The sequence below is a fragment of the Sphingomonas sp. P3_C5 genome (assembly GCF_056402635.1).
Genome location: NZ_JBFUHA010000009.1, coordinates 47,624 through 71,638 on the forward strand (window position 1 = coordinate 47,624; position 24,015 = coordinate 71,638).

20 protein-coding genes are annotated in these 24,015 nt (G+C 64.2%); 8 read left to right on the forward strand and 12 right to left on the reverse strand.

The window, feature by feature from the left end:
- Nucleotides 1-52: 52 nt before the first annotated feature.
- The gene (locus AC1DVS_RS20220; protein WP_478025799.1) at nt 53-1,450 is read right to left on the reverse strand and encodes an MFS transporter; all 1,398 of its coding nucleotides are present in this window, start codon (nt 1,448-1,450) and stop codon (nt 53-55) included.
- 296 nt (nt 1,451-1,746) lie between these two features.
- On the opposite strand from AC1DVS_RS20220, the gene AC1DVS_RS20225 reads away from it, so the two are divergent.
- Nucleotides 1,747-2,214 carry a hypothetical protein gene (locus tag AC1DVS_RS20225; RefSeq protein ID WP_478025801.1) on the forward strand — a complete coding sequence of 156 codons (468 nt, stop codon included), beginning with the start codon at nt 1,747-1,749 and terminating at the stop codon, nt 2,212-2,214.
- A gap of 293 nt (nt 2,215-2,507) precedes the next feature.
- Here AC1DVS_RS20225 and AC1DVS_RS20230 read toward each other — a convergent pair whose 3' ends face one another.
- The 3 genes from AC1DVS_RS20230 to AC1DVS_RS20240 are packed head-to-tail and all read right to left on the reverse strand — an operon-like array spanning nt 2,508 to nt 3,524.
- Complete coding sequence (locus AC1DVS_RS20230) at nt 2,508-2,759, reverse strand: hypothetical protein (protein ID WP_478025803.1); 252 nt, start codon at nt 2,757-2,759, stop codon at nt 2,508-2,510.
- Entirely contained in the window at nt 2,756-3,304 is a 549-nt protein-coding gene (locus AC1DVS_RS20235) for an RNA polymerase sigma factor (protein ID WP_478025805.1), read from the reverse strand. The genes AC1DVS_RS20230 and AC1DVS_RS20235 overlap by 4 nt, the downstream gene beginning before the upstream one ends.
- A 7-nt stretch (nt 3,305-3,311) precedes the next feature.
- Nucleotides 3,312-3,524, reverse strand: a complete 213-nt coding sequence (locus AC1DVS_RS20240) for a YgaP family membrane protein (RefSeq protein WP_478025807.1) — start codon at nt 3,522-3,524, stop codon at nt 3,312-3,314.
- 206 nt (nt 3,525-3,730) lie between these two features.
- On the opposite strand from AC1DVS_RS20240, the gene AC1DVS_RS20245 reads away from it, so the two are divergent.
- Entirely contained in the window at nt 3,731-4,120 is a 390-nt protein-coding gene (locus tag AC1DVS_RS20245) for a hypothetical protein (protein WP_478025809.1), read from the forward strand.
- Nucleotides 4,121-4,315: 195 nt separating this feature from the next.
- Here AC1DVS_RS20245 and AC1DVS_RS20250 read toward each other — a convergent pair whose 3' ends face one another.
- From AC1DVS_RS20250 to AC1DVS_RS20270, 5 genes are all read right to left on the reverse strand, one after another.
- A complete protein-coding gene (locus tag AC1DVS_RS20250) occupies nt 4,316-5,707 on the reverse strand; it encodes a pyridoxal phosphate-dependent decarboxylase family protein (RefSeq protein ID WP_478025811.1) in 1,392 nt (463 codons plus the stop codon).
- Nucleotides 5,704-6,939: an NAD(P)/FAD-dependent oxidoreductase gene (locus AC1DVS_RS20255; protein WP_478025813.1), complete on the reverse strand. Its 1,236-nt coding sequence runs from the start codon at nt 6,937-6,939 to the stop codon at nt 5,704-5,706. The genes AC1DVS_RS20250 and AC1DVS_RS20255 overlap by 4 nt, the downstream gene beginning before the upstream one ends.
- 87 nt (nt 6,940-7,026) lie before the next feature.
- Nucleotides 7,027-8,307 (reverse strand): sugar MFS transporter, encoded by a 1,281-nt coding sequence (locus AC1DVS_RS20260; protein WP_478025815.1) that lies wholly within the window; start codon nt 8,305-8,307, stop codon nt 7,027-7,029.
- 31 nt (nt 8,308-8,338) lie between these two features.
- Complete coding sequence (locus tag AC1DVS_RS20265; RefSeq protein ID WP_478025816.1) at nt 8,339-10,879, reverse strand: glycoside hydrolase family 3 protein; 2,541 nt, start codon at nt 10,877-10,879, stop codon at nt 8,339-8,341.
- An 88-nt stretch (nt 10,880-10,967) separates the two neighbouring features.
- The gene (locus AC1DVS_RS20270; RefSeq protein ID WP_478025818.1) at nt 10,968-11,990 is read right to left on the reverse strand and encodes a LacI family DNA-binding transcriptional regulator; all 1,023 of its coding nucleotides are present in this window, start codon (nt 11,988-11,990) and stop codon (nt 10,968-10,970) included.
- A gap of 230 nt (nt 11,991-12,220) precedes the next feature.
- On the opposite strand from AC1DVS_RS20270, the gene AC1DVS_RS20275 reads away from it, so the two are divergent.
- Nucleotides 12,221-13,585, forward strand: coding sequence for a glycoside hydrolase family 47 protein (locus AC1DVS_RS20275; RefSeq protein WP_478025819.1), 1,365 nt, complete (start codon nt 12,221-12,223; stop codon nt 13,583-13,585).
- A gap of 132 nt (nt 13,586-13,717) precedes the next feature.
- Here AC1DVS_RS20275 and AC1DVS_RS20280 read toward each other — a convergent pair whose 3' ends face one another.
- Nucleotides 13,718-14,278, reverse strand: a complete 561-nt coding sequence (locus tag AC1DVS_RS20280; RefSeq protein ID WP_478025821.1) for a sugar O-acetyltransferase — start codon at nt 14,276-14,278, stop codon at nt 13,718-13,720.
- A 104-nt stretch (nt 14,279-14,382) separates the two neighbouring features.
- Between AC1DVS_RS20280 and AC1DVS_RS20285 the strand changes: the two genes are divergently transcribed.
- The gene (locus AC1DVS_RS20285; protein ID WP_478025823.1) at nt 14,383-15,165 is read left to right on the forward strand and encodes an alpha/beta fold hydrolase; all 783 of its coding nucleotides are present in this window, start codon (nt 14,383-14,385) and stop codon (nt 15,163-15,165) included.
- 205 nt (nt 15,166-15,370) lie between these two features.
- Here AC1DVS_RS20285 and AC1DVS_RS20290 read toward each other — a convergent pair whose 3' ends face one another.
- Nucleotides 15,371-16,750: a DUF2867 domain-containing protein gene (locus tag AC1DVS_RS20290; RefSeq protein WP_478025824.1), complete on the reverse strand. Its 1,380-nt coding sequence runs from the start codon at nt 16,748-16,750 to the stop codon at nt 15,371-15,373.
- Between the two features lie 121 nt (nt 16,751-16,871).
- On the reverse strand, nt 16,872-17,573 hold the full coding sequence (locus AC1DVS_RS20295; RefSeq protein ID WP_478025826.1) for a TetR/AcrR family transcriptional regulator: 702 nt from the start codon (nt 17,571-17,573) through the stop codon (nt 16,872-16,874).
- A gap of 89 nt (nt 17,574-17,662) precedes the next feature.
- Here AC1DVS_RS20295 and AC1DVS_RS20300 point away from each other — a divergent pair, with 89 nt between their 5' ends.
- From AC1DVS_RS20300 to mdlC, 4 genes are all read left to right on the forward strand, one after another.
- A complete protein-coding gene (locus AC1DVS_RS20300) occupies nt 17,663-18,883 on the forward strand; it encodes an MFS transporter (protein WP_478025828.1) in 1,221 nt (406 codons plus the stop codon).
- 53 nt (nt 18,884-18,936) lie between these two features.
- Complete coding sequence (locus AC1DVS_RS20305) at nt 18,937-21,303, forward strand: TonB-dependent receptor (protein ID WP_478025830.1); 2,367 nt, start codon at nt 18,937-18,939, stop codon at nt 21,301-21,303.
- Nucleotides 21,304-21,379: 76 nt separating this feature from the next.
- A complete protein-coding gene (locus AC1DVS_RS20310; RefSeq protein ID WP_478025832.1) occupies nt 21,380-22,435 on the forward strand; it encodes an amidohydrolase family protein in 1,056 nt (351 codons plus the stop codon).
- 14 nt (nt 22,436-22,449) lie between these two features.
- Complete coding sequence (mdlC, locus tag AC1DVS_RS20315) at nt 22,450-24,003, forward strand: benzoylformate decarboxylase (protein WP_478025834.1); 1,554 nt, start codon at nt 22,450-22,452, stop codon at nt 24,001-24,003.
- The last annotated feature ends 12 nt before the right edge of the window (nt 24,004-24,015 follow it).

Genomic DNA, 24,015 nt, shown 5'->3' on the forward strand with positions numbered 1-24,015 from the left:
GGCGATTCCGACGGTCCCGCCGCGGGCGCCGGGTTGGCCGGCACCACCTTCGTCACGGCGCGGCCAATTGCTCGAGCGATCTGCCCCGCGTCGGCGGGCATGCGCCGATCGCGGCTGCGGCTACGCCCATGCTGACGGCGATGAAGGCGAACACGCCGGGGTTGCCGAAATGGGCCGAGAGATAGCCGATCACGAAGCTGGTGAAGATCGTCGACAGCCGGCTGAACGAATAGACGAAGCCGACTGCGCGGGCGCGGATGCCGGTCGGGAAAAGTTCGGCCTGATAGGCGTGATAGCTGAAAGACAGCAGGTTGTTGCTCAGCGTGATCGCGATGCCGAGGGCGATGATCGCCACAGGCGCGCGGGTGAGGGTGAACATCAGGCCGAAGCTCGCCGTGCCGAGCGCGGCGGTCACCGCCTGCCACTTCAGCTCGAAACGGTCGGCGAACAGGGTGAACAGCAACGGCCCGACCGGGAAGGCGAGCGCGATCAGTGCCGAATAAAGCAGGCTGTTGGCGACCGAGACTCCCTGCGCCGCCACCAGCTTGGGCACCCAGTTGCCGAAGCCATAAAAGCCGATCGTCTGGAAGAAGTTGAACAGGGCGAGCAGAATCGTCCGGTTGCGATAGGGCGGATTGAACAGGTCGCCGAGACCTCGCTGGCTGGCTTTGGCTGGAATCGCTGCGGGGTCGGGCGCCTCAAGCGCCGGCAGCGCACGGCCGAATTCCCGCTCCACCCGCGCCTCCATCGCGGCAACCACAAGCTCGGCCTCGTTGAGCCGGCCCTGTCCGGCGAGCCAGCGCGGCGATTCGGGAATCCCACGACGGATCCACCAGACCAGGAGCGCACCCGCGACCGGGAAGAACACCACCCAACGCCAGCCTTCGACGCCCAATGGCCGGTGGGGGATCAGGATCCAGGAGAGAAACGCAACGGTCGGAACCGCGAGGAACATGATCCCCTGCGAGAGGGCGAAGGCCTTTGCCCGCACGCGACGATTGACCAGTTCGACCACATAGGTGTCGATGGTGACCATCTCGACGCCGAGGCCAAGCCCGGCGACAAAACGCCAGAAGAAGATTGCCTCGGCCGAGTTCTGCAAACCCATCACTAAAGTCGCGGTGGCGTACCAGAGCAGCGCCCAGGTGAAGATGGCGCGGCGCCCGAAGCGATCGGCCACCGAGCCGAAGCAGATCGTGCCGAGGAACAGGCCGGCAAAGGTGGACGACGCGAACGCAGCCTGATCGGACAGGTCGAACGCGGCATGCGCCCCTTCGGCGAAGATGCCGGCCTTGATCAGCCCCGGGCTGACATAGGCGGTCATCAGCAGGTCGTAGATTTCGAAATACGCCCCTAGCGACAGCAGCACGACAAGCGTCCACATGCTGCGGGTAGGCGGCAGCCGCTCAAGCCGCGCAAGGATATCGGCGGCATTGGGTGACTGCATCATGGCCTCTGGTCAGGGTGGCCCTTTCCAGCACGCATCGCCGTGCGAGAGCAAGTAACGCAACCAGGGAGCGCGAACGTCGCATGTTGGAACGGGAAGGAGAGCTGCCGGACTGCGCAAGCCCCAGTCGTTACCGTCGGACTCGTTTTTCAAACCCTCTAAGATTCTGCGGGACCCGCCCAAAACATGACGGAACGCAAAGCGGTCCGACGGCAAGCGCCCGACTAGCGGACATCGAGAGCGCCCAAATTGCAGCGCATCAGCTTGGCACGCACGGGCGGCGGTGCTAATTCTGCAATATGAAGTATAAGGTGATATGCATCGTTTTCGCGGCGTGCACCTCAACTGCGGGAAGCAGTTGGCTTCGGGCGACAGCCACGCGCCTCAATGAAAATCCACCCATGAGCAGCGTATGCAAACTGATGGTTAAGAGGGCAAATCAATTCACCTTGAAAGAATTGCCTGGTTTCGATCCGTCGATTTTATCGATTCCACTAACCCCGCCTGGTTCCGCAGAAAACGCCAGCGCGGTAATCTGCCAGCGAACTACAATCGTGCCGCGACCAGATGATTACCGGGTGTTAACGGAGATGCACCTTCCGCTGGCATTGAGGACTGATCGGACAACGCTCTGGCTGATGATCGAATCGGGCCAGCTAAAGGTTCAGTTTAAGGATGGACAGGCGACCCCCGATGAGATGCGGGCTGTGCAAGAAAGACTGAATGAGATGCAGTCCGCGCTGCAATCCATGCATCAAAACAGTTAGCCGGCTCCGCGGCCGGTAACCACCACTTTCGCCTTTCGCGGACGAATGCGAGAGCGACGTCCGAAAAACTGTTGCGGTGACACCGAGCAATAACCCCCTTTTAGATCATGATGTCCTGGGCGATGTCAGGAATATAAGCGGATATGTACAACGTTCTGTACAGGTAGAAAATGTCAGTGACCCCTTATGACATTTCCAACAGGCGTTGATCACCGATGGCCTGACTGGGTTGCAGGTGACACCTGCAATACCCCTCAATACCACCGCAATTTCGCAGTCGGCAGCGCTCTCCGTCATTGCCCGCGGTCGACAGGCGGGTCCGCCGCCATGAACACCTTCGTCGCAAGCGTTTCGAACAGGCCGATCGTCCAGCATATCGGGCAACCTTTCAGCGCCCACACCGCGACCCCCAGGAGCAACAGGGCCGGCCAACCGACGATGTCGTAACCCTTCAAGGACAGCGCGAGCGAGCCGAAGCCGAGAAGGCCTCGCAGCACATGAAAGGTGAGCGAGTGGTTCCCGAAGGCCATGGTGCGCGCGGTCATCGAACGCCCTTCCGGTCCGGCGCTACGTCGGCGAACGCCTCTCGCACCATCGCTCGGGCGCGGTGCAGCCTGCTTTTCGCGGCTTCGGGCGAGATCGACAAGGCGTTGCTGATCTCGTCGGCCGACAGCCCTTGCACGTCCTTGAGCACCAGCACTTCGCGATAGGGCAACGGCAAGGAGGCGATGATACCGGCGAGGACCGTGCGAAGCTCGATGTCGGCCGCCTTATGGTCGCGGTCATGGCCCGCCGGCAGATCGTCCAGGCCGATGTCGCGCCGCCGTTCCATGGCGTATTTCAGGCAGAGTCTGCGGACCACCTGATAGAGCCATCCGGCGAACGCCGCGACGCTACGCAGTCCTCCGAGGCGGCGATAGAGGATCCACAGCGCATCCTGCACCGCCTCTTCCACGTCGTCCGAAGCACAATGCCGTCGGGCGTACCGCTCCAGGTCCGGCCGATGCACCTTCATCAGCCGCACCAGCGCGGTTTGGTCGCCGGTACGCGCCTTCTCCAGCAGGAGGTTGTCGACGATCAGCGCTGCCATGGCGTGATCAAACCTCCGACCTATGCTTCAGCCGCCGCCCGGCCAGCGCGCAGGCCGGGCAAAAGCCGAAGACGGCGGTGAGCGTGTTGAACACCGCGAGCACGGCGAAAAGAATCCCGGCCGGATGGCCCCATGAGCGATAGGCGCAAGCCGCCAGCGCGAGCGAGGCGACCAGCCTGAGGATGCGCTCCCATGCCGGCAGATTTTTGACGTACAGCATTCCATTTCCCCGACTGCCCCGCATCATGATCGAAGCGGTGCCTCGGACTTCAAGAGGGGTCATAGGCGAAGAACGGTTCGCGCACCTTCAAATAAACCTGAAAGCAATCGCCGCGCCTCTTACCCAGGCATGATGTTGGAGACTGAACAGGGCGAGCCCTCACGCCGCGCGCCGCCGGTTCGATTCAACCCTTCCCGATCTTCTTTATGGTGCTGCCGGCCACCGAGCCGACACTCGAGACGCTACGGCCGCTCGCCAACGACGAAGACCACCGCCTCGCCACCCGCCTGAACGCACGCCGCAAGAACAGATGGAGTATAGATCACATGACTCGCAAAATTGTTACGTTGATCTTCCTGAAGCTCGAGTTTTCGTTCAACCTTACGCATGATTGGGCCAGCAAGAAAAATTGGATATCTGCGCCGGAGTGGCTATCATTACTTCGGAATCCGCGCAACGGTTTTAAAATCCTTTATACACGGTGGCTCGCAAAATGCCCAACAACCAACAAGTTTACCCTGGTCTGGCTCGCATGGCGGACCCAGATTAGCCTTGGCGCGCCTGCGGATACCGCAGGAATAAAGCGAGAGTACTGACAGCCTCCAACACGATGACTGCCACGGATTTATGCGATGCACCAAGCCATTCACTTCGCTGCAGAAAAGACCGAAAACCATGGCCTTTGCGCGCGACTTTTACGCCTTTTCGCCGGCTTTCGCCCAAGACTCGCAAAAGTCCGCTGCCTCTTTCCGGTGGATTTTACCCCACCCCGCGCCCCGGAAACGCACCCATCACCCAGCCTCGGCGACGCGCTCCCATGCGCTGATCACCGCGTCCACGGTCGTGTCTGCCTCGGCCATGGTCGTCGCCACCGAGGAGACCGAGAGCCGCATCACCCAATGCCCGCGCCACTGCGCCGCGCCGATGAATGCGACACCGTCCTCCTGCACCTGCTTCACGGTCGCCAGTGTCGCGGCATCGGCGCCACCGAAGCGCACCATGAACTGGTTCAGCTCGACCGGGCAGACCAGCTCCACCCCCGGCACAGCCGCCAGCCGCCCGGCCATATGGCTGGCGATCGCGCAATGCCCCTCCACCATCGCCGCAATCCCCTCGCGGCCGAACTGCCGGATCATCGCCCAGGCCGCAAAGCCCCGCGCCCGCCGCGAGAGCTCGGGCACATAAGCGGAAGGGTCGCGCTCGGCGCCCTCGGGCGACGGCAGATAGCTCGCGGTGATCGCCATCGCGCGCCGGTGCGCCTCGGCGTCGCGGACGATCGCAAAGCCGCTGTCATAAGGCGTCTGCAGCCATTTATGCCCATCGGTCGCCCAGCTGTCAGCCAGCTCTACGCCCGCGGTCAGATGCTTCTGCGCCGGGCTCGCCTGCGCCCAGAGGCCGAATGCGCCATCGACATGAAGCCACGCGCCCATCTCATTGGCGATAGGCGCGATCTCGGCAAAGGGGTCGCAGGCGCCGGTGTTGATCTGCCCGGCCTGGCCGATCACGATGGTCGCGTCGGTGTTTTCGGCGATGGCGCGCTCGAGGTCGCTGGTCAGCATCCGCCCGCTCGAATCGCAGGCGACCACCCGCACCCGCCCCGCGCCGAGCCCGAGATATTTGATCCCGGAATAGACCGTCGCATGCGCATCCGCGCCGATCAGCACCGTGATCGGTGGTGCGCCGAACAGGCCATCGGCCTCGACGTCCCAGCCGACCCGCCGCAGCACCTCGCTCCGCGCGGCGGCGAGGCACACGAAATTGGCCACGGTCGCGCCGGTCACGAAACCGACCGAGGCCTCGGTCGGCAGCCCGAGCAGGTCGAGCAGCCATGTCGCCGCCACCGCCTCGATCGCCGAGGCAGCGGGCGCCGCCTGGAGGTTCGCCGCATTCTGCCCCCAGGCCGCGGTCAGCCAGTCGGCGGCAACACCGGTCGGGTGCGAATTGCCAATCACCCAGCCGAAGAAGCGCGGTCCGGTCGAGGCGCGGATGCCGGGCTCGGCGAGCGTCGCCAACTCCTCGATGATCGCGGCCGGGTCGCCGCCCCGTTCCGGCGTAGGCCCGGCAAAGGCAGCGAGCATCTCCGCATAGCTGGCGACCGGCGTCGTTTCAGCCGCCGCGACGCTGCGGCGATAGGCGATCGCCCGCCGTGCCGCCTCGTCCATGGCGGCATAGCCGTCGCTCACAAAAGGCTCTTCAGCGGCGTCTCGGGGTCAGCGAGCAGGGCAGGGTCCGGCGCGGCGCCGGCCAGCACAAGGCCACGGCCTTGCGCATAATCGCGCGTCATGTTGACGCAGTCGAGCGCAAGCACGCGCCCGGCCTTCAGATAGATCACCGAGAAGCTCCGCGTCGCCGGATCGCCGCGCACGACAGTCTGGTCATAGCCGATCGAGAGCCCCATCGTCTGGAGCCGGATGTCATATTGGTTGGACCAGAACCACGGCACCGCCTCGTAAGGCTCGGCCTCGCCGCACAGCAGCTTCGCTACGGTGTTCGCCTGGTCAGTCGCATTTTGCACAGATTCGAGCCGGATCACCGCGCCATCGGCAAAGCGATTGGCATGCGCCGCGCAGTCGCCGATCGCGAGCACGTCGGGCAGGCTGGTGCGGCACTGCGCATCGACCGCCACGCCATTGCCACCCTCGGCACCCGCGGTGAGCAACGGCTCGACTGCCGGCACGATACCGATGCCCACGATCACCATCTCGCAAGCGAGGATCGTCCCGTCGGCCAGCCGCACGCCGGTCGCAGCGCCGTCGCTCTCCTCGATGCACTCAACCGCCACGCCGGTCCGCAGGTCGACGCCGTGCGCGCGGTGCTCGGCCTCGAAGAAGCGCGACAGCGGCTCGCCCGCCACCCGCGCCAGCACCCGGTCGAGTGCCTCGAGCACGGTCACATGTTTGCCGAGCTTGGTCAGCACCGCCGCCGCCTCGAGCCCGATATAGCCGCCGCCGATCACCACCACCCGGTTCACGTCAGGCAGTTCAGCGATCATCCGGTCGACATCGGCGCGGTTGCGCACGCTGTGCACGCCCCGCACCGAATGGCCGGCGCAGCTCAGCTTGCGCGGGCTGCCCCCGGTCGCCCAGATCAGCGACCCATAGCCGATCGTGCCGCCATCCCCGGTCGTGACCTGGTGCGCCGTCGCATCGACCGCGGTCACTTTCCGGCCCAGCAAGGTCGCGATGTCGCGCTCCTCCCAGAAAGCGGCGGGGCGGATCATGATGCGCTCGAACGGCTTGTCGCCCGCCAGATACTCCTTGGAGAGCGGCGGCCGTTCATAAGGAAGCTCGGGCTCGTCGCCGAGCAGCGCGATCGTCCCTTCGAACTTGCGCTGGCGCAGCGCGATCGCGGCCTGGGCGCCGGCATGGCCGGCTCCCACGATGAGGATGTCATAGCGGTCGGCGGGCATCTGCATGCCGCGCCTCATGTCACATCACCGGCGGGTCTGCCATCTGATACTTATGCTGAGACCCGCCTCATCGCCGACGCGTTTAATGCACCCTCAATGCGCCATCAAAGGCACCGCATCCCCTTCGCCCGACAGGCGCGACCGCGGACCCAGCACCGCATAAAGCACGATGATCACATAGGCGATTGCCGGCAGGATAAACGTCGTGCCGATGATCCCCGTCGCATCGGCGACCTTGCCCGAGCACCACGGGAGCAGCGCGCCGCCGACGATTGCCATGCACATCAGGCCGGACACCGAAGCCGTGGATGCCTTGGACCGCTCCATCGTGATGCTGAAGATCGTCGGGAACATGATCGAGTTGAAGAAGCCGACGCCAAGCGCGGCATAGGCCGCCATCGGCCCATGCAGCAGGAATGCCGTCGCGGTCAGGCACGCCGCGGCCGCGGCCGCTCCGGCGAGCAGGTAGCTGGCGCGCACGAAGGGCAGCAGCGCGCTGCCGATGAAACGGCCGACCATCGCGCCGAACCAGTAAATCCACGCCAGATACAAGCCGGCGGTCAGCAGCGGCAGCCCGAGCACATCGGGGCGGTTGAGGAAGTTGATCATGATGCTGCCGATCGTCACCTCGGCCCCGACATACAGGAAGATGGCGAGCGCGCCGAACTGTGCCCAGCCCGAGCGCAGCGCCTCCAGCGGCGACACGTTCGCGACTTCGCCGTGCGAAGCCGAGGTGTCGATATTGCGACGGAACGCGAAGATCAGCGCCGACAGCGCGAGAATCGCCACCGCGATCAGCACGAAGGCGTGGTCGATCGCACCAAGCGCGGTACCGCGCTCCACATTGGGGAGGATATGCCCGCCCTGGCCGAACACGTCCTGGCGCAGCATCAGCTTCGAGCCGATCTGCACCCCGAGCACCACACCGAGCGAGTTGAACGCCTGGGCGAGGGTCAGCCGGAAGTGACTATATTCGGGCTTGCCGAGCGACGCGGCCAGCGGGTTCGCCGCGACCTGAAGTGCTGTGATCCCGCTCGCCATCACGAACAGCGCGACCAGCACCATCGCATAGGCCTGCATGTGCGAAGCGACGAGCATCAACAGGCAGGCCCCCACCATCACCATCAGCGCGCCGATGATCGTCCGGCTGTGCCCGAGCCGCCCCAGCAGCGCGGCGGCTGGCATCGACATGACGAAATAGGCGACGAAGAACGCGAACTGGGTCAGCATCCCCTCGGCCACGTTGAGCGTGTAGATGCCGCGCATCGCTGCGATCAGCGGGTCGGTGTTTGAGGTGATGAAGCCCCAGGCGAAAAACAGGCAGGTCACCACCACAAAGGCCGCGACCGAGCTGCCAGCTGTCTTGCCGTTCATATGCTCATATCTTTCTGCGCGAGGGACAGGATCATTGCGGGCAGGCGCCGGGCGCGCCCGCGCTGGTGTAATGGATGCCGGAGATCGACAGCGCCAATGCGCCGTCGCTTGCCAGCGTGAAGGGCGCGGTCACCCGCTTCGGATCGAGCCCGCCCTGGACGAAACAGTTGAGCGGCAAGGTCAGCGTCGTCCACTTCCCGACCGGCGCCGCGCGCAGCGTCGCGGTCAGCGGCACGGCGGCGGCACATGTGTCGCCGCATTGCATGCCAAGCCGCACCGCGCCCGCAGGTGCCGTATCGACGCGGTATTCGATGACCAGGCTGTACTGCGCATTGCTCTCGCGCGACATGTCGATCGGCTTGTCGGCGACCACCCGCAAGGTGCCGCCGGCTGCGCCCCAGACGACTGCCCGCGCATCCTCCTGCGCGCTCCGGTCGACGCCGGAAATCCGGACGAGCCCGCCGCCGGTCGTGCCCGAATTGCCCTTCACCGGCACTGCGACGCCGTGCGGTTCGGCCAGGTCGAAGCTCCAGTTCGCCGGCAGCTTGCCGCGCCCGAAGATCATCCCGTCCTCGCGCGTGGCATTGGCGGGATGAGCCTCGGAGAGCTGCGCCAGATCGCCCTTGTCGGCATAGGTCAGGCCGAATCCGAAGGCGAACAGCGGATCATAACCCGCATCCTCACGGTGCATTGCGGCCTGGTCGATCCGCTTCGGCCAGGAATAGGAAAGCTTGCCGCGGAAATCATGCCGCGGCTTGCCGGCTTTATCGGCGAGCAGCACATCGGCGATGCCGCCGCCTTCGCCGCCTGGCAGGAATGCTGCGACGAACGCGTCGGACGCATTGATCTCCGGATTAACCCACAAGGGCCGGCCCGACAGGAACACCGAGATTACCGGAATCCCCTGCGCCTTCAGCTTCTTCAGCAGGTCGAGATCGCGCGTCTCGCCAGGCCGATATTCAAGCGTCGGCCGGTCGCCGGCGAACTCGGCATAAGGGTCCTCGCCGAACACCACGATCGCCGCATCGGGCTTGGCGGTGAAGTTGCCATCGACGCTCAGCGTCGCCGAGCCGCCCGCCGCCTTAGCCGCCTCGGCAATGCCCGCGTAGATCGACTGAGCATGCGGGAAATCGGCATTGGTGGTGCCGGTGCCCTGCCAGCTGATCGTCCAGCCGCCCGCCTGTTTCGGGATATTGTCGGCCCCGTCGCCCGCCACCAGCAGGTTGAGCTTCGGCGACAGCGGCAGCACATGCCCCTGGTTCTTGAGCAGCACCAGCGATTCGCGCACTGCCTGCCGCGCCACCGCGCGGTGCTCGGGCGCGCCGAGCAGCTCGAAACGCCCCGCATAGGGCCGGCTCGAAGGCTTGGGCTTGTCGAACATCCCGGCGCGCAGCTTCACCCGCAATATGCGCCGCACGGCCTCGTCGAGCCGGGCATGCGAAATCTCGCCCGATCGCACCTGCGCCAGCGTGCTCTCGTAAAAGCCCTTCCAGCTGTCCGGCGCCATCACCATGTCCATGCCGGCATTGATCGCCGCGGCGCAGCTGGTGTTGGAGCAGCCCGGCACCTGGCCATGCGCGTTCCAGTCGCCGACCACGAGGCCGTCGAAGCCCATCTGCTCACGCAGCGCCCCGGTCAGAAGATCGCGGTCAGCGCTGAGCTTCTGGCCGCGCACGCTCGAGAAGCTCGCCATCACCGCCTGCGCGCCAGCGGCGATCGCGGGCGGATAGCCGGCACCATGAATGTCGCGGATCTGCTGAGGGCTCGAAGGATTGTCGCCCTGGTCGACGCCATTGGCCGTGCCGCCATCGCCGACGAAATGCTTGCCGGTCGCGATCACCTTGCCGTCGCGCAGGAATTCCTTGGTGCCGGGCTTGCCCTGCAGCCCCTCGATCATCGCGCCGGCATAGCTGGCCACCACGGAAGGCTCTTCGGAAAAGCCCTCATAGCTCCGGCCCCAGCGCGTATCGCGCACCACCGCGAGCGTCGGCGAGAAATCCCAGTCGATCCCGGTGACCGCCATTTCCTTCGCGGTCACCGCGCCGATCTGCCGGATCAGATCGGGGTCGCGCATCGCGCCCAGCCCGACATTCTGCGGGAAGATCGTCGCGCCGATGATGTTGGCATGGCCGTGCACCGCATCGATGCCCCAGATCGGCGGGATGGCGGGCCGGCCATCGTCACGCTTCATGATCGCTTCCCAGGCCGAATCGGCAAAGGCCAGCCATTCAGGCGCCGGCGCCTTGTCGTTCCCGTTCGGGCCGGAATTGCCGCCGTTCAGGATCGAGCCGAAATGATATTGGTGCATCTCGGCAACCGACACGCTGGCAAGGTCGGGCTGGACGATCTGCGCGACCTTGTCCTCGTCCGACATCGCCGCGAGCAATGTGGTGATCCGCGCTTCCATCGCCGGGTTGGGCGCGAGCGGCGATCCGACATGCGGCCAGGGTGCCGCAGGGGCAGGGGCAGGGGCGGGAGCCGCGGTCTGCGCGACGGCAGCGCCGCTGGTGATGGCGATCATCGCCCCCGCTGCAAGCAGCATCGCCCTCAGGCTGCGTCCGGATACAGGCATTGTCTCTCCCCGCGAGTCCGATTGGTTCGGCTCTCGACAGGCATAGATCACAAAATGACCTACGTTATCAATTTTAATCGTACCGCCGCTAAACTTTGGGGGCGGGCCCGGTCGACTGGCGGGTCACCAGCGTGAAGGGGTGCTCGATCACCTGCGCGTGCGGCTTCTTCTCGAGGATCGCGACCAGCATGTCGGTCGCGCCGCGCGCCATGTCGAACACCGGCTGGTGGATGGTGGTGAGGCGCGGCCAGACGATCTTGGCGATCGCGCTGTCGTCGAAGCCGGCGATCGAAAGGTCGCCGGGCACCGTCAGGCCCAGATCATGCGCCGCCATGATAGCGCCCGCCGCCATATCGTCATTCTGCGCGAAGATCGCGGTCGGCCGTTCGCTGCGCGAGAGGATGCGGCGCCCGGCTTCGAAACCGGATTCGAACGTGTACATGCCCTGCTCGATATCATCGAGCCGCATCTTCAGCCCGGCCTTGGCCAGCGCGCTGGAAAAGCCGAGCAGCCGCGCCTCGCTCGACGGATGGCTCGGATCGCCCTTGATCATGCCGATCCGGCGGTGGCCGAGCGAGATCAGATACTCGGTCATCGCCCGCGCCGCGCCGACATCGTCAGTGATGGTGTGTGGGCCCAACTCGGGCGAGCGCGTCGGCGCGACCCGCACGAAAGGGAAATGCGCTGCGCTCAGTCGCTCGATGATGACCGGATGGTCGGATGCCGGCGGCGTCAGCACGATCCCGTCGAGCGCTGCCGACCGCACCAGCGACAGGATATTCTCGGCGATCGCCGAGACCTGCTCCACCGGCAGCACGACCAGCCGATATTTCTCGCCGTGCAGCCGATCGAGCGCGCCTTGCTGAAGCTCGACGACATAATTGGGGCTCGGATTTTCGTAGAACAGACCGAGCAGATAGGAGCGACGCCCGACCAGCCCCTGCGCGACCACATTGGGGTGATAGTGCAGCGCGGTGGCCACCTTCATCACCCGCTCGCGGGTCTTGGCCGTGACATTGGGGGCGTCGTTGAAGACGCGCGAGACTGTCTTGATCGAGACATCGGCCTCGCGTGCCACATCGATAATCGTCGCGCGCCGGCCCAGTTCCATGGCGCTCAGCTAGCATGAGATTTGCGGCTTTGGTAGCCTCTGGCTTCCGGACCGGCGTCGAAACAAGATCGGTTTTGGCGAAACTGACAACGTTGGCCCTTTTTGGCGCCCGTCCGGGTGGTGCTGGTGCAGAGGATTCGGGTCGTCAGGCTCATGGTCGCCGCGCTAGACTGGACGCTGCTCAGCTCATGACGGAGAAGTCGATGCGCCCATTGCCAAGCCGCCGATCAGTGCTCCGCGGAACAGGCGGGCTGCTGCTCGCAAGCGCTGCCCCGCTCGGCGCTTCGAGAAGCCGCGAGGACTGGCACGCGCTCGGCGCCGATGTGAAGGCCGAGATGGCCTGGGCCTGGCGCCATTATCGCGAGCGCGCCTGGGGCCGCGACGAGATCAAGCCGATCAGCGGCGGCCATTCCAGCTTCCCGCTCAAGACCGAGCATCTCGGCCTGAGCCTGATCGAGGCGATGGATACGCTCTGGGTAATGGGCCTCGACGCTGAGTTCGCCGATGCGCTTGCCTGGGTGAAGGCCAATGCGGATTTCGATCGCGACGGCGAGGTGTCGGTGTTCGAAACCTCGATCCGGCTGGTCGGCGGGCTCCTCTCCGCGCATCATGCGTGCGGTGATCCTGCGCTGCTCGCCAAGGCGCATGATCTCGCCGAACGGCTGCTGCCCGCCTTCGCGACGCAGACTGGCCTGCCCTATCGCTATATCAACCTGCGCACCGGAGCGGTGCGGGCATCGGCGACCAATCCGGCCGAGATCGGCACCTATCTGCCCGAATGGGGCATTCTCAGCCGGCTGACCGGCGACGTCCGCTTCGAAGAGACAGCGAAGAAAGCGATGGTCGCCCTGTTCGATCGCCGTTCGAAGCTCGATCTGCTGGCGGACGGCATCGATGCCGTGACGGGCAAATGGCTCACCCGCCGCGCCACCATCGGCCCCCCGGCCGACAGCTATTATGAATATCTGTGGGACGGCTGGCAGCTGCTCGGCGACCGTGACTGCAAGCATATGTATGACGTCTGCACCAAAGCGGTGCTGCGCCGTCAGCTCGACATTTCCGATCGCCTCTGGGTCGTCGATGTCGATTTTGAAACCGGCGTGCGGCTGTCGACCGAGCAGGACGAGCTGGCCTCCTTCTATGGCGGGCTGCTGGCCCAAGGCGGGGCCGCGCGCGAGGGCAGGGCGGTCACCGCTTCCTGGTCCTGGCTGCAGGATCAGTTCGGCGTGCTGCCCGAKGGCTATGATTTCAAATCGGGCGCAGTCACCTACAAGAGCAACAGCCTGCGCCCCGAGCTTGCCGATGCCGTGTTCAACCACTGGCTGCTCGATCATGATCCGCGCTGGCGCGAGATCGGTCGCACCCATTATCTGAACATGAAGGCCGCCAACCGGGCGCCTTTCGGCTATGCCGATCTCGCCGACGTCACCACGAGCCCCAAGCTGCAAAAGGATCATTGTCCGGGCTATTGGTGGTCCGAGCAGATGAAATATTATTATCTGCTGTTCAGCGACACGCCCCGCTTCAACTACCGCCGCAACTATCTCTCGACCGAGGGCAATGTGCTGCTCGGCCTCAGGCGCGCTGGGCGGTGACGCCCGTGGCGCAATCCGGCACACGCGGTGGTGTCGAATAAATACGCCGCGACCCAACACGCTAAAGAGAGCGCCAAAGCCAAGCGCCTTGAGTTTGCTCGAAGCCGCGTCTGTCCGCTTTCCGCTTTTTCGTCAGTCGTCGCCGATCCCACGAATGATCCGTGCAGGATTCCCGCCGACAAGACTGTTGGCCCGAACGTCCCGGGTGATGACCGAACCCGCTGCGACGACCGAATTCTCCCCGATCGTCACCCCGCCAATGATCGTCGCCCCGGCCGCGATCCAGACGTTCCGCTCGATCACGATGGGCTTGGCGATCACGAAAGCGCGCCGCTGCGAAGGCTCGAGCGGATGGCCTGAGGTGATGAGGCTCACATTCGGCCCGATCATCACGTCATCGCCGATATCGATCCCGCCAAGGTCATACATGGTGCAATTCTGGTTGATGAACACGTTTCGCCCAAGCCGGATATTCTCGCCGCCCGTGGTGTAGAAGGGCGGGATCAGCGAAAAGCCCTCATCCACCGCGCGGCCGATCAGCTCGCTGAACACCGCCCGGATCTGGTCTGAGTCATCATAGCCAAGGCGGTTGAGAACCGGGGTGATCGCCATCGCGCGCTTCACGCTCGCCACCATGGCCGCCGATTCAGCCGTCCTCCGGGGAATGATCCTGGTGGTGTCCGCTTTCGACATTCGTGTCGCTCCTCCGGTTGCAGCTGAGCACGGTTGCAAACCCCACTTCCCTCACGCCGTAAGCAGACTGAACCCTCACAACGCCAGCGCGTTCTCAACCAATCATGGCGCAAAGAGGAATAGAAGGTTTCACCGCCCGGGAGGTGGCGACCGATCACGGCTCCGTCTTCTGTCACGAAGGTGGGAGCGGTCCTCCGATTTTACTGCTCCATGGTTTCCCCGAAACAAGCCTCATGTGGCACGGTGTCGCCCCGTTGCTGGCGCACGACTTTACCGCCGTAGCGGCCGATCTGCCTGGTTACGGCCGGAGCAGCTGCCCGCCTGATGGGGAAGGCCATGAGGCAATGTCGAAGCGGGCGCTTGCATCGACGCTTATCGAGGCAATGAACGCGCTCGGCCATGAGCAATTCGCGATCATCGGCCATGATCGCGGCGGTCGTGTCGCCTACCGCGCGGCACTGGATCATCCCGACAGAGTGACGGCCGTGGCCGTGCTGGACGTGGTCCCGACCTATGAGGTTTGGGCTCGCGCCGATGCACGGCTCGCTTTGTCCTTCTGGCCGTTTTCACTGCTTGCCCAGCCGGCTCCCCTCCCCGAGCGACTCCTTCTTGCGGCGCTGGAGGCGGTCATCGACAACGCCCTGTCCGAATGGGGCTCCCCGCCCGATGCCTTCCCGCTCTGGTTGCGGGAAGCCTATGTCGCGGCGCTCAGCGATCCGCTCATGTGCACGCGATTTGCGAAGAATATCGAGCCGCGGCCGGAATCGACCGGGAACTCGATCGTGCCGATCTGGAAGCGGGCCGCCGTATCGAATGTCCATTGCTGGCATTGTGGAGCGACGCCGGCGGATTGGCGGCCTGGTACGACGATGCTGGCGGACCGTTAGGGCTTTGGCAGCGCTGGGCTCGTGATGTTCAAGGGCAGCCAGTCCATGGCGGACACTTCTTCCCCGAGGAGCAGCCGGAGGTGACAGCACTGGCCATAGGCGAGTTCCTGCGCCGTCACGTCACGGCACGCTGAAGGATCGTTCTATCTTGGGCTGGCGATCACGCGGTCGGATAGCTGATTGCCAGCCAAAACCCGCGCGACATTCAGCTGATCTTCGCTACCAGATAATCCGCTGCCCGGCGCAGCATCGTCGGCGAAATATATTTGCGATGAACCAGCGATATCGCCGCCATGTAAAAGCGCCCGAACACATTTTTGCACATCACACAGGTGCCAAGTGTGATCTTGACGCTTCCCGGGCCGGTCTTCGCAACCCCGATGCACGATCTGAAGATCAGGTGCTTGTCCTTGGCGCCAAGCATCACCTGCGCGCCGGAGCCGTCCGCTTCGACCAGTTGATCGAGAACTGGATACTGGCCGGCGAACACATTGGTCCGGTCATCCGACAGCAGGGAGGAGACCGGGCAGCCAAGCGGAGAGGTTCGCAATCCTATCGGTCTGACAAGCAGATTCCGGATCATCATCAGCCGCGAGACCCCGCTCGGCGCGTTGTTCAGAAAGCCTTCGAGCACCAGTTCCAGTATCTGGCTCGCGTTGAGATCCCGGAACTTCGCGTCCTCCAGGGAGATCATGAACGTGTCCTGGTGATGGGCCTCGCGCGGGTCCAGATGCCGCCGCAGGAGCGAGTGTTCGGGTACATCCTCCAGCTCGATCACCGCGTCAGCGACCTCCGCCCTGGAGACATAACCGCCCGGCCCATGCCGGCTGCTCCAGAAGCCGCGGACGATGCCGAGGCTCCCGCGGAAGGTGTCGCACACCTTGCGGTGCATCGTTCCCGCCGGCGCATCCAGCGACAAGGTGGTCGTCGGAATGACTTCCTGCAGGAAATCCTTCGAATGGATCAGCTGTGCGACGTCGTCGGGCAGAACCTCGGTCAGAGTCGGGATGTCGGCCGTATCGGCCTTGATCCTGGCCTTGAGATCGTCCGACAGGTTCCCGCCCAGCTCATCGGTGTGGCACGACAGCGCGAAGAAAACCGGATGCAGCGAATTCTTCGACAGCGGCCAGAACTGGTGCCAGGTCTCGCCGCCAAACCTAACGCAGAACATGCAGTCCGGCGGGATATTGATGAAATGAAGCCCCTCGATGAACTTGCGGGGATCGATTTCCATCTCTGCGCTGTTCGCCATCGAAAAGCGAAGCTGCGCGCCGCCGCTGCCCGAGACGGCGGTGAAGATCCGGTGTCCGGCATGGCGGTGAAAGGGATGCCCCTGCGGCCCGACGATGAAGGAATACAGGGCGGTAGTGTCCCCCAGCTTGAAGTTCGTCCCCCCGATCTTCGCCGACGGCTCCTCGAGCGCATCACGGAATTCGGGATGCGCCTTTTGCCGGGCGGCGATGCTGTGGAACAAGTGGCTCCCCGCACCATGACCCAATTGCGCGATCAGAGACACTTCGACCGGCAGCCCGTCCGCTGCATGCGGGATGACGACTGTCGGAAATGTATCAACGATGCTCGTCAATTGCGGCATTGCGCCCCCACGGATTTCGGTGACCTTCCCGCGGGCACGCTGGTCCGGGCGTAGAGGATTCCGGCAACGACTCCAAGGTTCCCTATATGCCGATGCTGTGGCGACATGCCGATCACGCACCGCCAGGGGGGGATACGCCCGGCGGCAAAGCCCGGTCGATCAATTGCCGGAAATTGCTGATCGTCTCATCCTCGAAGGCTTGCTCCGTGACTGTATAGCCATGCAGGATATTCAACCCGAGCGTACGATAGGCAAGCAAGCCATAAAGCGAGACGAACGCGAAATTGATGTGCTCGGCCTCATCGGCGTCGAGCGGCCGTCCGAGTGTGTCAGAGACCCGGTCCAGAAACCCTTTGACGATCCTGCGCGACATCATGCTGATGCGGTTCCAGCAATCGTCGCCTGCTAGGTGTCGCCGAATGGCCGAACGCAAAAGGCCGGCATGAGCTTGAAAATTTGCCATCGCGCTGCGGGCGAGCAGTTCGGGAAGGGCGTCAAAGGCAATCGTCTGATCGGATAACTGTGCGATTGCCCCACGCTCACGCCGCTCCAGCATGTCGTCGATCAGATAGTTGAAGAAATGCTCCTTGGTGCCGAAGCGATGATAGAAACTGCCGTTCGACGTTCCGGCTTCGCAGACGATATCGCGCACTGAAATCTGGTCGATATCGCGCGTTTCCAGCAAGCGCAGAGCGACATCCACCATCTGCCGGTGGCTGGCCAGACTGCGCTGCTGAACAGGCGGTTTTGGCGATTGGCCAGCGGCTTCCGATCCCATGACCCCCATAAGTCCATCCGCATTCCCGCCCGTCAAGCCGGACTCCAAAATAGCGCTTGCGCTGAAACTAGATCCTGTGATCTAATTTGATTAATCAACAAAGACAAATGTCTGGAGAGATGGAGATGGCGGCCCCCGAGCCAATAGCCGGTGATCATGTGCGCCATCGATCGCTGGGCCTCGCGCTCGTCGTGCTTGCCTTGATGGTCGAAGGCTTCGACCTGCAGACCGCCAATCTCGCCGGACCTTCGATCATGGCGCAGTTCGGGATCAGTAGGGCGCAACTCGGCCCGCTCCTGAGCGCGAGCCTGTTTGGCATCCTGATCGGCGCAACCTTAGTGGCGCCCCTGGGGGACCGTATCGGCCGCAAGCGGGTCGTAGTCATCGCCAGCGCCGCCTATGGCGTCCTTTCGCTTGTCGCTGCTTTTGCCTCGTCCGTCGAGCAGCTGGCCATATTGCGGTTTCTCATCGGCATCGGGCTTGGCGCGGTCATGCCCAACGGGCTGGCGATGGCTGGCGCGCTCTACGACGCGCCCCGGCACGCCAGCGTTACGGCGTTTGCCGGTATCGGCATTACGCTGGGTAGCGCGGTCGCCGGCATGACCGCCTCCTGGGTTCTCCCGGCCTATCATTGGCAGGGCCTGTTTGTCGTAGGCGGCGTGCTGCCGCTGATCATCGCGGCCATCATCGCGCTGGCGTTGCGAGAGCCCAAAATGCCCGCTGCGGCCGATGTCCCGCGTGGTTCGATCGCCGCGATCCTCGCACCATCGATCCGCACGACCACGATCGTGGTGTGGCTCATGTTCATGTGCGTCGCGCTCAACGTGCACCTGCTGGCAAGCTGGATACCGCTGCTCATGAAGGGTGCCGGCCTGTCGACCGGGAACGCAGCGCTGGTCACGGCGGGGTATCATGGCGGCGGTGTGCTGGGTGGCATTGTCGCCAGCCTGCTTTTGCGCCGGGCAGGCTGGCATAGTGTCGCGATCTTCGCCGCGGGGGCCGCGCTGACGATGCTGACCCTGGCGCTCATGCCGGCAAGCACGGCCATGACGATCCTTCTCATCCCCTGCGCCGGCTTTTTCGTGACCGGCATCCAGAACGGCGTGAACGGCGCGGCGAGCGATCTCTACCCGGCGAGCGCCCGATCCACCGGCCTCGGCTGGGCGCTAGGCGTTGCCCGGATCGGCGCGATCATGGGCCCGATGGTCGGCACATTGGCGGCAATCGCCGGTGTCGACCACGACCAGCGTTTCTTCCTGATCCCGGCGGTGCCGCTCGCATTGGTGCTGGTGCTGGCGATCATCGTCTCGCGCAGGGTCGGATGGAGCTCGTCCGGGCAGGCCTGACAGCGCCTCGAAGCGATCAAGAAAAACAGATTTCAAACAAGGGAGTGGACAGCATGAAAAGGGCAACTTCCATTTTGCTGAAAGCGTCGGCTCTGACGGCCATCACCGTTGCGCTTGCGCCCTCGGCCTGGGCACAGGACGCCGCAGCGACCGAGCAGGCGAGCGACGCGCCAAGTGCGGCGCAGGTCGAAGACATCGTCGTCACCGCGCAATTCCGCAGGCAGAATCTCCAGGAAACCCCGATCGCGATCACCGCCGTTTCCGGCGCGATGATGGAAGCGCGCAGCCAGGTCACGATCGCGGATGTCGCCGCTCAGGCGCCATCGGTGACGCTGAAGCCCAATTCGGCAAATCACGGTTCGTCGCTCGCAGCAAACATCCGCGGCGTCGGCCAGTTCGACTTCCACCCGGCGCTCGAGCCCGGCGTGGGCGTCTATGTCGACGATGTCTATTACTCGACCCTGACGGGGTCGATCCTCGATCTGCTCGATCTCGACCGCGTCGAAATCCTGCGCGGTCCCCAGGGAACGCTGGCGGGCAAGAATTCGATCGGCGGCGCGATCAAACTCTATTCGAAGCGGCCCACCGGCGACAATTCGGGCTACGGCTCGATCACATGGGGGAGCCGCGATCGCGTCGACCTGCGGGGCGCGCTGGATCTTGGGCTGGCGCAGAATCTCGCGCTGCGGGTGACAGGCGTCAGCCGCTTGCAAGAGGGGTACATCAGCCGGCTCGATTATGGTTGCGTCCATCCGGGGCAGGGGATTCCGGCCGTGCGCAATGGACCCGACTGCGAGCTATCGAAGCAGGGCGAGGTCGGTTACTGGGCAACCCGCGGCAACCTGAACTACACGCCCTCCAGCAACCTAGAAATCAACATCATCGGCGACTACACCCGCGAAAAGCACGAGATCGCGGGCGGCGTGCTGACCTATGCCAAATATACCGGCGCGGGCGACGTCAATCCGTTCCCGACACCGATCCCCTATGATTCTCGCTTCATCTGCGGCCGCTATTGCAACTATTCGAGCTATGTCTCGCCTGCTGACGGTGCGCTCGGCGAATCCCGCATTCCCGGCAAACTGGCCTACACCGGCTGGGGCGTATCGGGCCAGGTCGAGTGGAAGATCTCGGACGGGCTGCGGCTGGTGGGCATCACCGCGTACCGCAAATACCATGAGATGTTTTCCAACGAGGACGATCTTTCGCCGATGGCGGTCACGCTGGGCGGACCGAACACAGTGGATTTCCACGCCTGGAGCAACGAGCTCCGGCTCACCGGCGATGCTTTCGACAAGCTGCACTACACGATCGGCGGGTACATGATCGACCAGCGCAGCTTCTATGTCTCGCGCCAGGATATCCGTTATGCGAACCCGGCGCTTGTCTTCGTGTCTGGTGACCCCGTCCCGGCGCACAGCCGCGCGCTCTTCGCCCATGCCGCCTATGACCTCACGGACTCGCTGATCGTGACCGGCGGCATCCGCTATACCAAGGAAGACAAGAACTACACGTTCCGGCGCCGCGATCGCAACGGCAACCTGCTGGGTGGTCAATATACCGCGCTCGACGGGAAGACGGGCAATTACAGCGGCGACAACATCGATTACCGCGCCAATATCGCTTACAAGATCACCGGGAATATCAATGCCTATGCGCAATATTCGACCGGCTTCAAAGGCGGCGGCGTAAACCCCAGGCCCTATTCCGCATCGCAGGTCCTGCCCTTCAATCCGGAAAAGCTGGCGACCTGGGAAATCGGCCTCAAAAGCGACCTGTTCGATCGTCGCGTCCGCTTGAACCTCGCCGCCTACACATCGCGCTACAAGGACATTCAGCTGACACTCAACAGCTGCCCGCAATATAATCCGGTAGGCGTGGTCACCTTCCCCTGCGCAATGCCGGCCAATGTCGGCACCGCGCGGATCAGGGGTTTCGAGGCAGAAACCTCGGTCCGTCTCGTCGAAGGCATGATGTTCGATGCGGCGCTCAGCCACACCGACTTCCGCTATACCTATATTGCGCCGCAAGCCGGTGGCACGACCAACCCGAACGGCGTGCAATACGGCATGATGCCGCCCTACACGCCGCGCTGGAAGTGGAGCGCAGGCCTGCAATATGAGGTTGATGCAGGCAAGATCGGCTCGTTCACGCCGCGCTTCGACGTAGCTTACCAGTCGACGGCCTGGGGTGCCGCGGTCAACTCGGCGCGGACCGAAATCGCCGGTTACACGCTGGCCAATGCCCGCCTGACCTGGCGCAACCATCGCCGTGACTTCGAAGTCTCGTTCGAAGTCACCAACCTGTTCGACAAATATTATTACCTCACCACGTCGGAAATCTCGGTCACGACCGGCGTTGCCAATGCCCAGCCTGGCCGACCGCGCGAATGGGCCGTGACGCTCAAGAAAAGCTTCTGACGCTGGACCGCAGGCGCCGTCATCCGCGACGGCGTGCTGCTTCTCCTTTGCTTATCACTGAAGGAACGATCTTGCGATGACTCACCCACTCAATACCGGCGGCGACCGCGGCTATCTGCGCATCGCGACCGAGGAAACCTTCGCCACGCGGGAACAGGTCGATGTGTATCTGCGCATGGTGCGCGACGGCACCGCCGACAAGGGCATGGCCTCTTTATGGGGCTTCTATGCCCAATCTCCCTCCGAGCGGACTGTTCAGGTAATGGAGCGCCTGCTCGATATGGGCGAACGGCGCCTGGCCGACATGGACGCCCATGGCATCGACAAGGCGGTGTTGGCGCTGACCTCGCCGGGCGCGCAGCCGATGCTCGATGTGGCGGAAGCCAAGGGCATCGCCACGCGCGCCAATGATTATCTGGCCGAGCGCTGCGCCGCGCATCCCGACCGCTTCATCGGCATGACCGCKGTGGCGCCGCAGGATCCGGAATGGTCCGCCGCCGAAATCCGGCGCGGCGCGGTGGAGCTGGGCTTCAAGGGCGTGATGATCAACAGCCACACCCAAGGCGAATATCTCGACGATCCGAAGTTCGACCCGATCTTCCGCGCGCTCGCCGATACCGGCCACCCGCTCTACATCCACCCCGCCACGCCGCCCGACGCGATGATCGATCCGATGCTCGAAGCCGGGCTCGATGGCGCGATCTTCGGCTTCGGCGTCGACACCGGCATGCATCTGCTGCGGCTCATCACCATCGGCATCTTCGACCGCTATCCGGACCTGCAGATCATGGTGGGCCATATGGGCGAGGCGCTGCCCTATTGGCTCTATCGCCTCGACTATATGCATCAGGCCGGCGTCCGCTCGAAGCGCTGGGAGCGGATGAAGCCGCTCAACAAGACGATCACCGAATATATGCGCTCGAACGTGCTCGTGACCAATTCGGGCGTGGCATGGGAGCCGGCGGTCCGGTTCGCGCAGCAGGTCGTGGGCGAGGACCGCGTGATGTACGCGATGGACTATCCCTATCAGGTCGAGGCGGAGGAGGTCCGCGCCATGGACGGCATGGATATCTCGCTAGAGCTCAAGAAGAAGTTCTTCCAGACCAACGCCGAACGCTGGTTCGGGCTGTAAGCGAGCGGCTGTCCATGCCCAACGTCCGCGACGCCGCTTATGCGGTTTTCCAGCATTTCCGCGTCGATGCGCTGTTCGGCAATCCCGGTTCGACCGAGCTCCCAATGCTGCAGGCGATGCCATCCGACATCGCCTATGTCCTTGGCCTCAACGAAGCCGTGGTAGTGGCCATGGCGGATGGCTACGCCCAGGCGACGGGCCGCGCGGCGCTGGTCAACCTGCATTCGGCGGCGGGCACGGGCAATGGATTGGGAAGTCTGTTCACCGCCTATCGCGGCGGCGCGCCGCTGGTGATCACGGCGGGCCAGCAGGCACGATCCTTGTTGCCCCACGATCCGTTTCTTGGGGCGGAGCGCGCCACGGAATTTCCGCGCCCCTATGTGAAATGGGCTGCCGAACCCTTGCGTGCAGAGGATGTGCCCGCGGCGTTGATACGCGCCTTCCATATCGCGCTGACGCCACCGACCGGACCGGTGTTCGTATCGATCCCGGTTGACGACTGGGACCGCGAATGCCCGCTGCCGACGCTTCCTGCCCTGTCGCTGACCTGCTTTCCGGACCCGGCGGGGATCGCGACCATCGCCGGAATGCTGGACAGTGCGATGCGGCCGGCGCTGGTCCTTGGTGCGGGCATCGCGCGCTGCGGCGCGTGGGATCAGGCCGTCGCACTGGCGGAAAAGACCGGTGCTGACGTGTGGGTAGCGCCGTTGACGGGGAGGGAGGTCTTTCCGGAAAATCACGCCCGGTTCGCCGGTTTTCTTCCCGGCTATGAAGAGCGGCTGGTGGCGCTGCTCAACGGGTATGACATGGTCCTGGTCGCCGGCGCGCCGGCCTTTACCTGGCATGCCGAAGGTGGGCCCAGTGTCTGGCCTGAGGGCACGGCGATGGCCCTGCTCAGCGACGACCCGCAACACCTCGCCATCCTTCCTCGCGGAACTGGCGTGCTTGGCGATGTCCGTGGCGGACTTCTCGCCCTGGTGGAGCAAGTGCGTCGGCGGGAGGGGCCTTTCCCGGCCGCGCGCCAACCGATCCCGCTGCCCGCGCCGGCGCTCACCCCTGCCCATGTGATGGCGCGCATCGCGGCGCTGCGGTCGGACGGGGCGATCATCGTCGAAGAAGCGCCCACCGCGCGCGATGCGATGCACGATCATCTGCCGGTGACGCGCGCCGGCGGCTTTTATACGACTCCCGCAGGCGGTCTTGGCTATGGCCTGCCCGCTGCTATCGGCATCGCGCGTGCGCGCCCGGAGAACAAGGTCATCTGCCTGCTGGGCGACGGCTCCTCACTGTACACGAGCCAAGGCCTTTGGAGCGCCGCCGATCAGCGGGCCGATGTCAGCTTCATCATCCTGAACAACGGCGGATATGCCGCCCTCAACAACTTCGCCCGGCGTTTCGGGTTGGACGAACTGCCCGGAACCACCATCGCGGGCATCGACTTCGTCGCTTTGGCGGAAAGCCATGGCGTACCGGCCCGACGCGTCGCGGCAGTGGAAGACCTGGATCCGGCTATCGCATGGTCGCTCCACACCAGCGGCCCCACGCTCCTCGAGGTGCGGCTCGTCTGAGGGAGGCGGGTC

Coding starts and splice junctions, on each gene's coding strand:
- AC1DVS_RS20265 (WP_478025816.1), bottom strand. CDS start 10,879: ATGCCTGTATCCGGACGCAGCCTGAGGGCGATGCTGCTTGCAGCGGGG.
- AC1DVS_RS20300 (WP_478025828.1), top strand. CDS start 17,663: ATGGCGGCCCCCGAGCCAATAGCCGGTGATCATGTGCGCCATCGATCG.
- AC1DVS_RS20270 (WP_478025818.1), bottom strand. CDS start 11,990: ATGGAACTGGGCCGGCGCGCGACGATTATCGATGTGGCACGCGAGGCC.
- AC1DVS_RS20285 (WP_478025823.1), top strand. CDS start 14,383: ATGGCGCAAAGAGGAATAGAAGGTTTCACCGCCCGGGAGGTGGCGACC.
- AC1DVS_RS20245 (WP_478025809.1), top strand. CDS start 3,731: ATGGTGCTGCCGGCCACCGAGCCGACACTCGAGACGCTACGGCCGCTC.
- AC1DVS_RS20255 (WP_478025813.1), bottom strand. CDS start 6,939: ATGCAGATGCCCGCCGACCGCTATGACATCCTCATCGTGGGAGCCGGC.
- AC1DVS_RS20225 (WP_478025801.1), top strand. CDS start 1,747: ATGAAGTATAAGGTGATATGCATCGTTTTCGCGGCGTGCACCTCAACT.
- AC1DVS_RS20260 (WP_478025815.1), bottom strand. CDS start 8,307: ATGAACGGCAAGACAGCTGGCAGCTCGGTCGCGGCCTTTGTGGTGGTG.
- AC1DVS_RS20235 (WP_478025805.1), bottom strand. CDS start 3,304: ATGGCAGCGCTGATCGTCGACAACCTCCTGCTGGAGAAGGCGCGTACC.
- AC1DVS_RS20280 (WP_478025821.1), bottom strand. CDS start 14,278: ATGTCGAAAGCGGACACCACCAGGATCATTCCCCGGAGGACGGCTGAA.
- AC1DVS_RS20230 (WP_478025803.1), bottom strand. CDS start 2,759: ATGACCGCGCGCACCATGGCCTTCGGGAACCACTCGCTCACCTTTCAT.
- mdlC (WP_478025834.1), top strand. CDS start 22,450: ATGCCCAACGTCCGCGACGCCGCTTATGCGGTTTTCCAGCATTTCCGC.
- AC1DVS_RS20220 (WP_478025799.1), bottom strand. CDS start 1,450: ATGATGCAGTCACCCAATGCCGCCGATATCCTTGCGCGGCTTGAGCGG.
- AC1DVS_RS20305 (WP_478025830.1), top strand. CDS start 18,937: ATGAAAAGGGCAACTTCCATTTTGCTGAAAGCGTCGGCTCTGACGGCC.
- AC1DVS_RS20240 (WP_478025807.1), bottom strand. CDS start 3,524: ATGCTGTACGTCAAAAATCTGCCGGCATGGGAGCGCATCCTCAGGCTG.